Origin of the sequence: Cellulomonas sp. CW35, assembly GCF_052378485.1 — a bacterium.
Classification (GTDB): Bacteria; Actinomycetota; Actinomycetes; order Actinomycetales; family Cellulomonadaceae; genus Cellulomonas; species Cellulomonas uda.
This window is the reverse complement of the sequence record NZ_CP199000.1, coordinates 874,023-887,348: the sequence shown is the minus strand read 5'-3', so window position 1 is coordinate 887,348 and position 13,326 is coordinate 874,023. Positions and strand designations below refer to the sequence as shown.

15 protein-coding genes are annotated in these 13,326 nt (G+C 74.1%); 5 read left to right on the top strand and 10 right to left on the bottom strand.

What is annotated here, in order from left to right; genetic code table 11:
* Window positions 1-48 precede the first annotated feature (48 nt).
* Window positions 49-252 carry a hypothetical protein gene (locus tag ACT17Q_RS04245; protein WP_444664905.1) on the top strand — a complete coding sequence of 68 codons (204 nt, stop codon included), beginning with the start codon at window positions 49-51 and terminating at the stop codon, window positions 250-252.
* Between the two features lie 78 nt (window positions 253-330).
* On the opposite strand, the gene ACT17Q_RS04240 is transcribed toward ACT17Q_RS04245, so the two are convergent.
* The 3 genes from ACT17Q_RS04240 to glmS are packed head-to-tail and all read right to left on the bottom strand — an operon-like array spanning window position 331 to window position 2,876.
* A complete protein-coding gene (locus ACT17Q_RS04240) occupies window positions 331-684 on the bottom strand; it encodes a holo-ACP synthase (protein ID WP_094180695.1) in 354 nt (117 codons plus the stop codon).
* The gene (locus ACT17Q_RS04235; protein WP_094180696.1) at window positions 681-1,016 is read right to left on the bottom strand and encodes a pyrophosphatase; all 336 of its coding nucleotides are present in this window, start codon (window positions 1,014-1,016) and stop codon (window positions 681-683) included. The genes ACT17Q_RS04240 and ACT17Q_RS04235 overlap by 4 nt, the downstream gene beginning before the upstream one ends.
* 3 nt (window positions 1,017-1,019) lie before the next feature.
* Window positions 1,020-2,876 carry a glutamine--fructose-6-phosphate transaminase (isomerizing) gene (gene glmS, locus ACT17Q_RS04230; RefSeq protein WP_444664904.1) on the bottom strand — a complete coding sequence of 619 codons (1,857 nt, stop codon included), beginning with the start codon at window positions 2,874-2,876 and terminating at the stop codon, window positions 1,020-1,022.
* Window positions 2,877-2,970: 94 nt separating this feature from the next.
* Between glmS and coaA the strand changes: the two genes are divergently transcribed.
* On the top strand, window positions 2,971-3,936 hold the full coding sequence (gene coaA / locus ACT17Q_RS04225; RefSeq protein WP_444664903.1) for a type I pantothenate kinase: 966 nt from the start codon (window positions 2,971-2,973) through the stop codon (window positions 3,934-3,936).
* A 19-nt stretch (window positions 3,937-3,955) separates the two neighbouring features.
* Here the strand turns inward: coaA and ACT17Q_RS04220 are convergent, their stop codons facing one another.
* The 6 genes from ACT17Q_RS04220 to ACT17Q_RS04195 form a co-directional block, all read right to left on the bottom strand.
* The gene (locus ACT17Q_RS04220; protein ID WP_268531544.1) at window positions 3,956-4,669 is read right to left on the bottom strand and encodes a DedA family protein; all 714 of its coding nucleotides are present in this window, start codon (window positions 4,667-4,669) and stop codon (window positions 3,956-3,958) included.
* A gap of 204 nt (window positions 4,670-4,873) precedes the next feature.
* Window positions 4,874-5,524: a peptide deformylase gene (locus ACT17Q_RS04215; RefSeq protein ID WP_094180700.1), complete on the bottom strand. Its 651-nt coding sequence runs from the start codon at window positions 5,522-5,524 to the stop codon at window positions 4,874-4,876.
* Window positions 5,521-6,867, bottom strand: a complete 1,347-nt coding sequence (gene glmM / locus ACT17Q_RS04210; protein WP_141321516.1) for a phosphoglucosamine mutase — start codon at window positions 6,865-6,867, stop codon at window positions 5,521-5,523. Before glmM ends, ACT17Q_RS04215 begins: the two co-directional genes overlap by 4 nt.
* Before the next feature lie 147 nt (window positions 6,868-7,014).
* A complete protein-coding gene (gene rpsI, locus ACT17Q_RS04205) occupies window positions 7,015-7,500 on the bottom strand; it encodes a 30S ribosomal protein S9 (protein ID WP_094180702.1) in 486 nt (161 codons plus the stop codon).
* A 36-nt stretch (window positions 7,501-7,536) separates the two neighbouring features.
* Window positions 7,537-7,986, bottom strand: coding sequence for a 50S ribosomal protein L13 (gene rplM / locus ACT17Q_RS04200; RefSeq protein WP_094180703.1), 450 nt, complete (start codon window positions 7,984-7,986; stop codon window positions 7,537-7,539).
* Window positions 7,987-8,627: 641 nt separating this feature from the next.
* Complete coding sequence (locus ACT17Q_RS04195) at window positions 8,628-9,521, bottom strand: LysR family transcriptional regulator ArgP (RefSeq protein ID WP_444664902.1); 894 nt, start codon at window positions 9,519-9,521, stop codon at window positions 8,628-8,630.
* Window positions 9,522-9,592: 71 nt separating this feature from the next.
* Here ACT17Q_RS04195 and ACT17Q_RS04190 point away from each other — a divergent pair, with 71 nt between their 5' ends.
* On the top strand, window positions 9,593-10,198 hold the full coding sequence (locus ACT17Q_RS04190) for a LysE/ArgO family amino acid transporter (RefSeq protein ID WP_094180705.1): 606 nt from the start codon (window positions 9,593-9,595) through the stop codon (window positions 10,196-10,198).
* A gap of 21 nt (window positions 10,199-10,219) precedes the next feature.
* Here the strand turns inward: ACT17Q_RS04190 and ACT17Q_RS04185 are convergent, their stop codons facing one another.
* Window positions 10,220-11,902 carry an ABC-F family ATP-binding cassette domain-containing protein gene (locus tag ACT17Q_RS04185; RefSeq protein WP_444664901.1) on the bottom strand — a complete coding sequence of 561 codons (1,683 nt, stop codon included), beginning with the start codon at window positions 11,900-11,902 and terminating at the stop codon, window positions 10,220-10,222.
* Between the two features lie 84 nt (window positions 11,903-11,986).
* Between ACT17Q_RS04185 and ACT17Q_RS04180 the strand changes: the two genes are divergently transcribed.
* Window positions 11,987-12,421, top strand: a complete 435-nt coding sequence (locus ACT17Q_RS04180) for a DUF5709 domain-containing protein (RefSeq protein WP_094180708.1) — start codon at window positions 11,987-11,989, stop codon at window positions 12,419-12,421.
* A 149-nt stretch (window positions 12,422-12,570) separates the two neighbouring features.
* Window positions 12,571-13,326, top strand: coding sequence for a CAP domain-containing protein (locus ACT17Q_RS04175; protein WP_444664900.1), 756 nt, complete (start codon window positions 12,571-12,573; stop codon window positions 13,324-13,326).

Genomic DNA, 13,326 nt, shown 5'->3' with positions numbered 1-13,326 from the left:
GCCCGGGGCGGCCGGCGGCCCGTCACCCGCCGTACCGCGCGCACACGGGTGGCGGTCGGGACGTCCGGGCTCGCTCGACCGGGCTACCAGTGGCTGCGTGACGGCAAGGCGATCTCGGGCGCGACGAAGAACACTTACGTGCTCACGTCGTCCGACGCGGGCAAGAAGCTCTCGGTCAAGGTCACGGCCAAGCGTCCCGGCCACCTGGCCGGCACGGCGACGTCGAAGCAGACCGCCGCGATCGCGCGCTGACCGCACGCACCACGCCGGGGCCCGTCACCGCTGTCGCGGTGGCGGGCCTCGGCCGTCCCGACGGCCCCGGCCGGTTCGTCAGTCGCGCTCCGCGACGACCATCGCCGACGCGATGCCCGCGTCGTGCGAGATCGACAGGTGCCACCGCGTGACCCCGAGCTCGGCCGCGCGCGCGAGCACCGTGCCGGTCAGCTCGACCACCGGCTGCGCGCCGACCACCCGCCGCACGGTCGCGTCCTGCCAGGACATCCCCGGCGGCGCCCCCAGGGCCTTCGCGATGGCCTCCTTCGCGGCGAACCGCGCCGCGAGCGACGTCTCGGGCATCACACGCTCGTCGGGCGTGAACAGCCGCTCGCGCAGCGCCGGGACGCGGTGCAGCGTCGCGACGAACCGCGCGACGTCGACGACGTCGATGCCGACCCCGACGATCACGGCTGCGGCTCCAGGTCCTGCTCCTCGACCAGGTGCTTCCACCGCAGCCACTTGCGCTCGACCGCGTCGTCGAGGTCCACGCCGAGGCGGTGCGCGACGATCATGAGCATCCCCAGGACGTCCGCGACCTCGTCGCGGACCGCCGCCGCGAGCTCGGCCGGGTCGCCCTGGTGCCGCGAGCGCCCGGTGGCCGCCAGGTAGGCGCGCGTCAGCTCGCCGACCTCCTCGCCCAGCTTGAGCACCGCCCAGTCGTCGGTGCGCTCGATGCCGTGCAGCCGCGCGTAGACGCGGCTGATCGTCTCGACCTCACGCTGCGCGTCGGCGAGCTCCACCGCTCACTCGACCGTGACGGACTTGGCGAGGTTGCGCGGCTGGTCGACGTCGAGGCCCTTGGCGGTCGCGAGCTCGCACGCGAAGATCTGCAGCGGCACCACCGCGAGCAGCGGCGCGAGGAGCGTGGGCGACTGCGGGACGTAGAACACCTCGTCCGCGAACGGGCGGACCGCCTCGTCGCCGTCCTCGGCGATCACGAGCGTGCGCGCACCGCGCGCCCGGATCTCCTGGATGTTCGAGACGACCTTCGAGTGCAGCGAGTGCCGGCCACGCGGCGAGGGCACCACGACGAACACGGGCTGGCCGGGCTCGATCAGCGCGATCGGGCCGTGCTTGAGCTCGCCCGCCGCGAAGCCCTCCGCGTGGATGTACGCGAGCTCCTTGAGCTTGAGCGCACCCTCCATCGCGACCGGGAAGCCCACGTGCCGGCCGAGGAACAGCACCGACTGCGTGTCCGCCATCCACCGTGCGATCTCCCGCACGCGGCCCGCCCGGTCGAGGACCTGCTGGATCTTGTCCGGGATGGCGCGCAGCTCGTCGAGGATGCGCGCGACCTCGTCGGCGTACATGTTGCCGCGCAGCTGCGCGAGGTACAGGCCCAGCAGGTACGCCGCGGTGATCTGCGACAGGAACGCCTTCGTCGAGGCGACCGCGATCTCCGGGCCGGCGTGCGTGTAGAGGACCGCGTCGGACTCGCGCGGGATCGTCGAGCCGTGGGTGTTGACGATCGCGAGCACCTTCGCGCCCTGCTCGCGCGCGTGCCGCACGGCCATCAGCGTGTCCATGGTCTCGCCGGACTGCGAGACGGCGACGACGAGCGTGCGCTCGTCCACCACGGGGTCGCGGTAGCGGAACTCGTGCGCGAGCTCGACCTCGACCGGGATCCGGCACCAGTGCTCGATCGCGTACTTGGCGACGTGCCCCGCGTACGCCGCCGTACCGCACGCGACGACGACGATCTTGTCGACCGCGCGCAGCACCGACTCCTCGATGCGCACCTCGTCGAGCACCAGGCGCCCGCTCACGTCGGTGCGGCCCAGGAGCGTGTCCGCGACCGCGTGCGGCTGGTCGTGGATCTCCTTGTCCATGAAGGAGCGGAAGCCGCCCTTCTCCGCTGCCGCCGCGTCCCAGTCGACCGTGTAGCGCCGCGCCTGCGCGGGCACGCCGTCGAAGTCGGTCACCCGCACCTCGTCGGGCGCGATCGTCACGACCTGGTCCTGGCCCAGCTCGAGCGCCTCGCGCGTGTGCGCGATGAACGCCGCGACGTCCGAGCCGAGGAAGTTCTCCCCCGTACCCAGCCCGACGACGAGCGGCGAGTCGTGCCGGGCGCCGACCACGGTGTCCGGCACGGCGGCGTGCACGGCCAGCAGCGTGAACGTGCCCTCGAGCGCGCGGGCCACGCGGCCCATCGCGGTCGTCAGGTCGCCCGTCTCGGTGTACGCCCGGGCGAGCAGGTGCGCGACGACCTCGGTGTCGGTCTCCGAGGCGAACTCGACACCGTCCGCCACGAGCTGCGCCTTGAGAACCGCGAAGTTCTCGACGATGCCGTTGTGGATGACCGCGAGGTCCCCCGCGACGTGCGGGTGCGCGTTGACGTCCGTCGGCCCGCCGTGCGTGGCCCAGCGGGTGTGGCCGATCGCGGCGGTCGCGTCCGGCAGTGGGTGCGCGTCGATCTCCTCGACCATGTTCGCGAGCTTGCCGGCCTTCTTGGCGGTGGCGAGGACTCCCGACGGGCCGACCAGCGCGACGCCCGCGGAGTCGTACCCGCGGTACTCGAGCCGCCGCAGGCCTTCGATGACGACCTCGAGGGGGCGGGCGCTGGCGACCGGGCTACCGACGTAGCCGACGATTCCACACATGAGGGCGAGTCTATCCGGCGCCTCGTGCGGGGCTCGCGGCGTGGCAGGTCGCCCCCGTCACGTGGCCACCCGCCGCGTCCGGCACAATCGGGGGGTGCTCCCGTCGTCGTCGACGCCGTCCCTGGCCCCCGCCACCCCGTACGTCGACCTCGACCGGGAGGCGTGGCGGCGGCTGTCGGCGTCCACCCCCCTGCCGCTCACCGACGCGGACGTCGAACGTCTCGCGGGCATCGGGGACCCGATCGACCTCGCCGAGGTCGACGCGATCTACCGGCCCATCTCGCGCCTGCTCGACCTGTACATCGAGGCCACCCGCGGTCTGCACGCCGCGTCGTCGACGTTCCTGCGCGAGGACATCACGCCCACGCCGTTCGTCATCGGGGTCGCCGGGTCCGTCGCGGTCGGCAAGTCGACCACCGCCCGCCTGCTGCGCGAGCTCCTGGCCCGCTGGCCCGCGACGCCGCGCGTCCAGCTGATCACGACCGACGGCTTCCTGTACCCGAACGCCGAGCTCGAGCGCCGCGGGCTGATGCAGCGCAAGGGGTTCCCCGAGTCGTACGACCGCCGCGCGCTGCTGCGGTTCGTGTCCAAGGTCAAGGCGGGCAAGCCCGAGGTCACGGCACCGGTGTACTCGCACCTGACGTACGACATCGTCCCCGGCGAGCACATCGTCGTGCGGCGGCCCGACGTGCTGATCGTCGAGGGGCTCAACGTGCTCCAGCCCGCGCGCCCCTCGGCCGAGGGCAGCTCCAGCCTCGCGGTCAGCGACTTCTTCGACTTCTCGATCTACGTCGACGCCAAGCCGCGCGACGTGCGGCAGTGGTACGTCGACCGGTTCCTCAGCCTGCGGCAGACCGCGTTCGCCGACCCGGCCTCGTACTTCCACCGGTACGCGTCGTTGACGGACGACGAGGCGGTCGCGCGCGCCGAGTCGATCTGGGACTCCATCAACTCCCCGAACCTCGAGCAGAACATCCTGCCGACGCGCAGCCGCGCGACCCTCGTCCTCACCAAGGGCTCCGACCACAGCGTCCAGCGCGTGCGCCTGCGCAAGCTCTAGGACCGCCCGCCCCTGCGGGTCACCGCGTGTGCGGGCCGTGGTGCTGCGGTGTGCGGACCTCGTCCGCGGGCGCCTGCGGCGGGTCGGTGGGGGCGGGCGACTCGTCCGCCTCGAGGATCGCGGCACCGTCCGGGTCCGCGCGCGACAGCCAGCGGCGCAGTGCCCAGTCGACGACGACGCCGATGACGACGCCCCCGACCACCCCGACGACGACGCCCCACAGCGGCGAGTGGTCACGGAACGCGGCACCCGCGCTCACGCCGATCACCGTCGAGTAGCACGCCCACGTCACGGCGGCGATCGCCGCGAGGAACGTGAACCGCCGGCGCGGGAACCCGACGGCACCCGCGGTCATGTTGACCGCCACGCGGCCCACCGGGATGTACCGCGCGGCGATGATGAACGACGCGCCGCGGCGCTCCAGCGCCCGCTCGGCCCACGCCAGCGCGGCCTGCCCACGGCCCGAGCGGAAGAGCCGCAACCGGTGCACGGGCACGCGGCGGCCGATGCTGAAGGCGATCTGGTCACCCGTGAACGCGCCGAGCGCGGCGACCGGGACGACGACCCACAGGTTCGGCTCGCCCCCGGGGCCCACCGCGAGCGCGGCGAGCGCGATCACGACGGACTCGCTCGGGATCGGGGGGAAGAAGCCGTCGATCGCCGCGAACAGGTACATGACCAGGTAGATCCACGGCGACGCCGCGAGATCGAGCGCCCACTGCTCCAAGCCCATCTCGCTCCGTCCCTCCGCCGGTCCCCCTGCGGTCCGCTGACCACGGACCTTGGTCCACCGTACGGGCCCGTGGCTGGTCCTGGTATCCGTGACCGCCCCGGCTCACCCCTGACGGGCAGCGGCCGGCCTGCTCGCGTACCGGTCCTTCCTGCCCAACGCGTGGCGCCGCCCCGGGGTTCCGGCGCCGCGCCACGTCCCCGCTGGTCAGCTCGGCAGCGGGAAGCCCAGCGCTGCCGACGCGGCCTCCGGCCGCGGCTCGCTCGCCCAGCGCAGACCCAGCTCGTCGGCCGCCGCGAGCGAGCGCAGCTCCGCGCGGTCCAGGTAGAGCGTCCCGCGCAGGTGGTCGGTCTCGTGCTGCACGATGCGCGCGGGCCAGCCGGTCAGCACCTCGTCGAGCGCGGCGCCCGTCTCGTCCTGGCCCGTGAGCCGGACCCTGCGGTGCCGTGCGACGACGGCCTGGTAGCCGGGCACCGACAGGCAGCCCTCGTAGAACGCGGCGCGCTCGTCGTCGGCCGCCTCGTACGCGGGGTTCACGAGCACCCGCGCCTCGACTCGGACCCGCTCACGCACCTCCGCGACGCGCTCGTCGCTCACGCCCGGGTCCTCGACCACGGCGATCGCGAGCGGCAGGCCGATCTGCGGCGCCGCGAGCCCGACCCCGGGTGCGTGGCGCATGGTGCGGTGCATGACCGCGACGAGCGCCGCGAGCTCGTCGTCCGCGAGCTGGCCGTCGTACGCCTGCGCGGTCGCCCGCAGCGCCGGGTGACCCGCGCGGACGATCGGCGCGACGCCCTCGGCGGCCGCCTCGACGACCCGCAGGGTGAGGTCGCGCAGCCGGGCCGCGGGCGACGTCACAGCGCGAGCCGCTCGCGCACCACGTCCGCGAGCCCGGCCGCGACGTCGTCCGCCTCGTCCTGCGTCGCCGCCTCGACCATGACGCGCACGAGCGGCTCGGTGCCGCTGGGGCGCAGGAGCACCCGGCCCGTGCGGCCCAGCCGGACCTCCGCCGCCGCGACCGCGTCGAGCAGCGCCTCGTCGTGCGTGCGGTTCTTGTCGACGCCCGGCACGTTGACCAGCGTCTGCGGCAGCCGCCCGACGAGCGCCGCCAGCTCGTGCAGCGGCGTGCCGGTCGCCGCGACGCGCGACGCGAGGTGCAGCGCCGTCAGCACGCCGTCACCCGTGGTCGCGTGCTTCGACATGATGATGTGGCCCGACTGCTCGCCGCCGAGCGTGTACCCGCCCGCGCGCATCGCCTCGAGCACGTACCGGTCGCCCACCGCGGTGTCGAGCACCCGGATCCCGACCGACTCCATCGCGAGCTTGAGGCCCAGGTTGCTCATGACGGTCGCGACGAGCGTGTCCTGCGCGAGCTCGCCCGCGTCCCGCAGCGCGACCGCGAGAACGCCCATGATCTGGTCGCCGTCGACGAGCGTGCCTGAGCTGTCGACCGCGAGGCAGCGGTCCGCGTCACCGTCGAACGCGACGCCCAGGTCGGCGCCGGACGCCACGACGAACGCCTGGAGCTGCTCGGGGTGCGTCGAGCCGCACTTCTCGTTGATGTTGCGCCCGTCCGGCGAGGCGTTGATGACGACGACGTCGGCGCCGGCCTCGCGCAGCGCGGCGGGGCCGACCTCGCTTGCGGCGCCGTTCGCGCAGTCCACCGCGATGCGCAGACCGGTCAGCGGCGTGCCGATGCTGGCGACGAGGTGCTGCACGTACGCGTCCCCCGCACCGCCGGTGTCCACCCGGATGCGGCCGACCGCACCACCCGTAGGGCGCTGCCAGTCCTCGCCGATGCGCGCCTCGATCTGCGCCTCGAGGTCGTCGTCGAGCTTGTGCCCGCCCCGTGCGAGGAACTTGATGCCGTTGTCCGGCATGGGGTTGTGCGACGCGGACAGCACGACGCCGATGTCGACGCCCGTCGTCGCGGTCAGGTACGCCACCGCGGGTGTGGGCAGGACGCCCACGTTGTGCACGTCGACGCCCGCCGACGCGAGGCCGGCCGCGATCGCCGCGGTGAGGAACTCGCCCGACGCGCGCGAGTCGCGCCCGACGACCGCTCGGGGCCGGTGGCCCTCGAACTCCCCGCGCGTGCCGAGCACGTGCGCCGCCGCGACCGCGAGGTCGAGCGCGAGCTCCGCCGTGACGTCCCGGTTCGCGAGCCCGCGCACCCCGTCGGTACCGAACAGCTGGCCCATGTCAGACCCCTTCGTCGTCGCGCTGCAACGTTACTGGTCCCGCGGGCAGGCCGCGGGCGGGCGTGCGCGTCCGGCGTGGACGCGGCCCGGACATGCCGATGGCCCCGACGGTCGAGCGACCGCGGGGCCATCGGGCCGCGCTGAGGATCAGCGCTTCGAGTACTGCGGCGCCTTGCGGGCCTTCTTGAGACCGGCCTTCTTGCGCTCGACCACACGCGCGTCACGCGTGAGGAAGCCGGCCTTCTTGAGGGCCGGGCGGTTCGACTCCGCGTCGATCGCGTTGAGCGCACGCGCGATGCCGAGTCGGACGGCGCCGGCCTGGCCGGACACGCCACCTCCGGTCACGCGGACGATGACGTCGAAGCGACCCTCGACGTCCACGACCTTGAGCGGGGAGTTGACGAGCTGCTGGTGCACCTTGTTCGGGAAGTAGTCCTCGAGGGTGCGGCCGTTGATCTTCCACTCACCGGTGCCGGGGACGAGGCGCACACGCGCGATCGCCTCCTTGCGGCGGCCGAGCGCCTGGCCCGGCGCGGTGATGCTCTGGCCACGGCCGGTCGGGGCCGAGGTCTCGCTGGTGTAGCTGCTGGGCGCGTCGCCCTCGAGGTCGTAGTCGACCGTCGTCTCTGCCACGGGGATGTCCTGTCGTCTCTACTGTCGCGCCGGCCGTCAGGCCTGCTGCGCGACCTGGGTGATCTCGAACGGCTTCGGCTGCTGCGCCTGGTGCGGGTGCTCGGCACCCGCGTAGACCTTGAGCTTGCCGAGCTGCTGACGGCCGAGCGAGCTCTTGGGGAGCATGCCCCGCACAGCCTTCTCGATCGCACGCTCGGGGTGCTTGGCCAGGAGCTCCGAGTACGGGGTGGCACGCAGGCCGCCCGGGTAGCCGGAGTGGCGGTACGCGAGCTTGGCCTCGCGCTTGTTGCCGGTCAGGGCGACCTTGTCCGCGTTGATGACGATGACGAAGTCACCGCCGTCGACGTGCGGGGCGAAGGTGGCCTTGTGCTTGCCGCGCAGCAGCGTGGCCACGTGGGTGGCCAGACGGCCGAGGACGACGTCGGTCGCGTCGATGACGTACCAGTTCCGCTCGATCTCGCCCGGCTTCGGGGTGTACGTACGCACGGTCGTTGCCTTTGTCTCGTGTTGCGTCGTGTGGCGACCGTCCATCCGCGCGCGGGCGCGGCGGGGCGGTCGATGCTGTCGGTGGCGCATCCGCGACCGGCGAGTGGGAACGCACCGACCTACCATCGCCTCCGCGTGGTGAGAAGCCACGGGCGCACGACAGGGACGCACAACGACTCAACAGACTACCCGTGCCCCAGAACACGGGTCAAAACCACGTCCGTCACACCCTCCCCCGACGCCCCGCCCCCTCGCCCCCACACCCACCGACCCCGCCATCGCTCCGGCTCTCCGAGCCGAGACCCGGAGCAACCACGGGGTCGACCGCCATCCCTCCCGACGAGACCGCCATCACTCCGAGAACGGACGACGAGAGCCGGAACAACCACCGGGTCGACGCACCACCACCGCCACACCGCCATCGCTCCGGCTGTCAGGGCGGAGACCCGGAGCAACCACGGGGTCGACCGCCATCCCCCCGACGAGACCGTCGTTGCTCCGGGAAGGGAGGACCAGAACCGGAACAACCACGGGGTCGACGGTCGGTGCTCGACGGGAGCTGGGGGCGGCGGTGAGGGCGACGGGTGGTCGGTGGGTGGTCGGTGGGTGGTCGGTGGGTGGTCGGTGGGTGGTCGGTGGGGTCAGCGCAGGGACGTGGACGCGGCGCGGACGACCCGGGCCGTGAGGTCGTCGAGGGTGGGGGTGCGCAGGGACCAGTGCTGCCAGTACAGCGGGACGTCGAGCCACCGGCCGGGAGCGACGTCCACGAGCGCGCCGGTCGCGAGAGCGTCGGCGGCCGCCGCCTCGGACGCCATCCCCCAGCCGAGCCCCGCGGCCAGCAGCTCGAGGAACGCGGTGTTCGACGGCACGTGGTGCACGGGCGGCGCGACGTCCCGCCCGACGAGCGCGGCGGCGAACCTGTGCTGCAGCGTGTCCGCGCGGTTGAACGCGAGCACCGGTGCGCGCTCGAGCGCCGCGGCCGTCACACCGTCGGGGAACCAGCGGTCGCGCACCGCGGGTGCGACGAGCCCGAGGTACCGCATGGCCCCGAGCGGCCGGACGCGGCAGCCCTGGACCGCGTGCGCCTGGGCGGTGACGGCCGCGGTGACCGTCCCGTCGCGCAGCAGCTCGGCCGTGCGGTCCTGGTCCTCGCGCCGCAGGTCGACGACGACACCCTCCGGCATGCCGACCAGCGCGGCGGGGAACCAGCTCGACAGCGAGTCGGCGTTCACCGCGACGGCGAGGCGCGCGGGCGCACCGGCGGCCTCGTCGTGGCCCGCCCCCGCGAGCTCGGCCGCCGCGTCCCGCTCGAGGAGTGCGACCTGGCCGGCGAGGCGCGCGAGCACGGCGCCGGGCTCGGTCGCACGGCAGGGCCGCGAGCGCACGACGAGCACCTGCCCGACCCGCTGCTCGAGCGCACGCACGCGCTGGCTCACGGCCGACGGGGTCACGTGCAGCCGGGCGGCGGCGGCCTCGAACGTGCCCTCCTCGAGCACGGCGGCGAGTGCTCGGAGTTGCTCGGCGTCGAGGTTCATGAAGCCAGGCTAATGCTCCCTCAGAAACCTGAGATGGACTCCCCGTCAGCGGGTCTCCTAGCGTCCTCGTCGTGCCTCCTGCCCTCGGTGCCCTCGCGGCCGGCTTCCTCGCGTGCCTCGGCCTGATCGTCGCGATCGGGGCGCAGAACGCGTTCGTGCTGCGCCAGGGCATCCGGCGTGAGCACGTGGCGGTCGTCGTCGCGCTGTGCACCGCGGGGGACCTCGTCCTCACCGCGGCGGGCATCGCGGGGCTGGGACCGCTGGTCGCGGCGCATCCCGCCGCGCTCACGGGCGTGCGGTGGTTCGGCGCCGCGTTCCTGGCCTGGCTCGCCGTCGCGGCGGTCCGCCGCGCGCGCCACCCCGAGCGTCTCGACCCCGCCGCGGCCGGGCCCGCCTCGAGGCGCAGCGTCGTGACGACGTGCCTGGCCCTGACGTTCCTCAACCCGCACGTCTACCTGGACACGGTGGTGCTGCTCGGCTCGCTCGCGCACACCCGGCCGCACCCGTGGGGGTTCGGCGTGGGCGTGGTGCTCGCGAGCGCGAGCTGGTTCAGCGCGCTGGGCTTCGGGGCCACGCGGCTCGCGCCGCTGTTCGCCCGCCCGCGCGCGTGGCAGGTGCTCGACCTCGTCGTCGCCGCCGTCATGGCGACGCTCGCGGTCACGCTCGTCGTCGCGTGAGGGACGCCCACGACCGCGGGCTCAGCGCACCCGGTCGACGCGCCCCTCGTCCCACACGGCGGTCGGCGTCTCGCGCACGCGGCCGTCCGCGCCGAACACCAGGTAGCGGTCGAACGTGCGGGTGAACCAGCGGTCGTGGGTCACCGCGAGGACCGTGCCGTCGAACGCGGCGAGCCCGTCCTCGAGCGCCTCGGCCGAGTGCAGGTCGAGGTTGTCGGTCGGCTCGTCGAGCAGCAGGAGCGTCGCGCCGCCGAGCTCGAGGAGCAGGATCTGGAACCGCGCCTGCTGACCGCCGGACAGCGTCTCGTAGCGCTGCTCGGCCTGCGCGACGAGCTCGTAGCGGTCGAGCGCACGGCTCGCCTGCTCGCGGCCGAGCCCGGCGCGTCGGCCGTCGCCGCGGTGCAGGATGTCGAGCAGCGTGCGCCCCTCGAGGTCGAGGTGCGTGCGGTTCTGCGCGAACCAGCCGGGCCGCACGCGCGAGCCGAGCACCACGGTCCCGGTGTGCGCGACGGGTTCGACCACGGCGTCGTCGGCCGGCTCGTGCTCGGGCCCGGGGTCGGAGCCGCCGCGCGCGAGCAGACGCAGGAAGTGGGACTTGCCCGAGCCGTTGGAGCCGAGCACCGCGACCCGCTCGCCGTAGAACACCTCGAGGTCGAACGGCTCCATCAGCCCCGTGAGCTCGAGGTTCCGCGCGACGACGGCGCGCTTGGCGGTGCGCCCGCCGCGCAACCGCATCGTCACCGACTGCTCACGCACGCGCACAGCCGGCGGCCCGGCCTCCTCGAACTTGCGCAGGCGCGTCTGCGCGGCCTGGTAGCGCGACGACATGCCGTCGTTGTAAGCGGCCTTCTGCTTGAGCGTCGTGACGAGCGTGCGGAGCTTGGCGTGCTCCTCCTCCCAGCGCCGCAGCAGCTCGTCGGCCCGGCTCATGCGCTCCTCACGCGCCTCGTGGTAGGTCGTGAAGCTCCCGCCGTGCACCCAGACCGAGGCGCCCGCGGGCGAGGGCTCGAGCGTCGCGACATGGGTCGCCACGCGCGAGAGCAGCTCGCGGTCGTGGCTGACGAGCAGCACGGTCTTGCCCGCGGCGACGAGGCGCTCCTCGAGCCAGCGCTTGGTGGGCACGTCGAGCGCGTTGTCGGGCTCGTCGAGCAGCAGCACCTCGTCGGGACCGCGCAGCAGCGCCTCGAGGACGAGCCGCTTCTGCTCGCCGCCGGACAGCGTGCGGACCTCGCGGTACTGCGCGCGCTCGAACGGCACGGACAGCACCGCGTCGGTCACCTGGTCCCAGCCGGCCTCCGCCTCGTAGCCGCCGACGTCCGCCCAGTCGACGAGCGCCTGCGCGTACCGCAGCTGGGCGGGCTCGTCGTCGACCTGCATCATCGCGAGCTCGGCGGCGGCGAGCTCGGCGGCCGCGTCCCGCACCGCGGCGGTGGCCAACGACGCGAGCAGGTCACGGACGCTGCGGTCGTCGTCGATGCGCCCCACGTCCTGACGCATGACGCCCAGCCCGCCGGAGCGCGCGACCGAGCCCGCGTGCGGCTGCTCGTCGCCCGTGACGATCCGCAGGAGCGTGGACTTGCCGACGCCGTTGGGGCCGACGAGCGCGACGCGCGCGCCGTCGCCCACCCGGAACGTCACGTCGTCCAGCAGCGGCCGCCCGTCGGGCAGCACGTACCCGACACCCATGACGTCGAGGTGTCCCATGCCCGCCAGTGTGCGGTGCGACCCGCCCGCCGGCCAAAGCCATTGCCGGTGGCGGGCGCCCGGCAGCGGTGCGAAGGTCGACTCATGAGCGAGACACCTGCCAGCAGCACGGACCCCGCCCTCGGCTCGGAGGGTGACACCGACCAGCTCCCTCGCGAGGACACCCTGATCGACCGCGGTGTCGACGACCTGCTCGACGAGGGCTACTCCCCGCCCGAGCGGGACAACCGCTCGCACTACGGCGAGACGGCGTGGGAGGAGAAGCACCGCGAGACGATCGACCAGCGCGTCACGCAGGAGGAGCCCGAGATCTGGGAGCAGGCGCCGCGGGTCACCGGTGACCGTGAGGAGAACCGCGCGGGTCGCCTCGTGGAGGACGACGACGCGGTCGCGGCCGGGGGCACGGACGCGTTCGCGGTCGACTCGGGCGTCGCGGGAGGCGCCGCGAGCGCCGAGGAGGCCGCGGTGCACGTGGTCGAGGAGGTCTACGTCGACGAGGCGTACCGCGACGAGGACTGAGCGCTCGATCGGGCGTACCGCGCCGCCGACCCTCCCCGGCCAGGTCACGATCCGATAACGTCCGGTTCGTGCCGGTTCCCCCGCCCTCCCCCGGACGTCGCGCCACGGGTCCCGACCCCGCCGTGCGACGCGACCCGCGTCGCCGTGACTTGCGCCGACGGACCGCCCGGCGGCGGGCACGGCGGCAGCGTCGGCGCCGCCTGACGCACGCCGCGCTGACGCTCGTCGTGCTCGGGGCGCTCGCGCTCGTCGTCCCGGCGGTGCTCGCCCCGGGCGCGCGCGAGGCGGCGGGCCCGGTCGTCGAGGTCCCCGCCGGGCCGACGACCCCGCCCGCCGACCCGCGCGACGGCGTGCGCGAACCCGCGAGCCGTTCGGCGCAGCGGAGCGCCTCGGCCGCACCCACCACGACGCCCCCGCCCACGACGCCGACGACGACGCGGGCCGGGCAGGACGAGCGCACGGCTCCGTCCCCCTCCGGGCGCCCCTCGTCCCCGCGCGCGACGAGCGCCCCCTCCTCGGCGGCTCCCTCGTCCGCTCCGCCGGACGTCGCACCCACGCCCGCCGACGAGATCGTCGCCCTCACCAACGAGGCGCGGCGCGACGCCGGGCTGGACCCCCTCGAGGTGTCGACGTGCGCGACGGACCAGGCGGCCGACCGCGCCGCCGTGCTCGCCGCGGAGGACCGCTTCGAGCACGACCCGCTCGAGCCCGTGCTCCAGGCGTGCGACGCGCGTTCCGTCGGCGAGAACCTCGCGCTCGGCTACCCCACGGCGCGCGCGACCGTCGACGGCTGGCTCGACTCACCCGGGCACCGCGCCAACCTGCTGGGCGATTTCACGTCGATCGGCGTCGGGTGCGCGGACACCGACCGCGGACCGCTGTGCGCGCAGGTGTTCCTGGCCTGA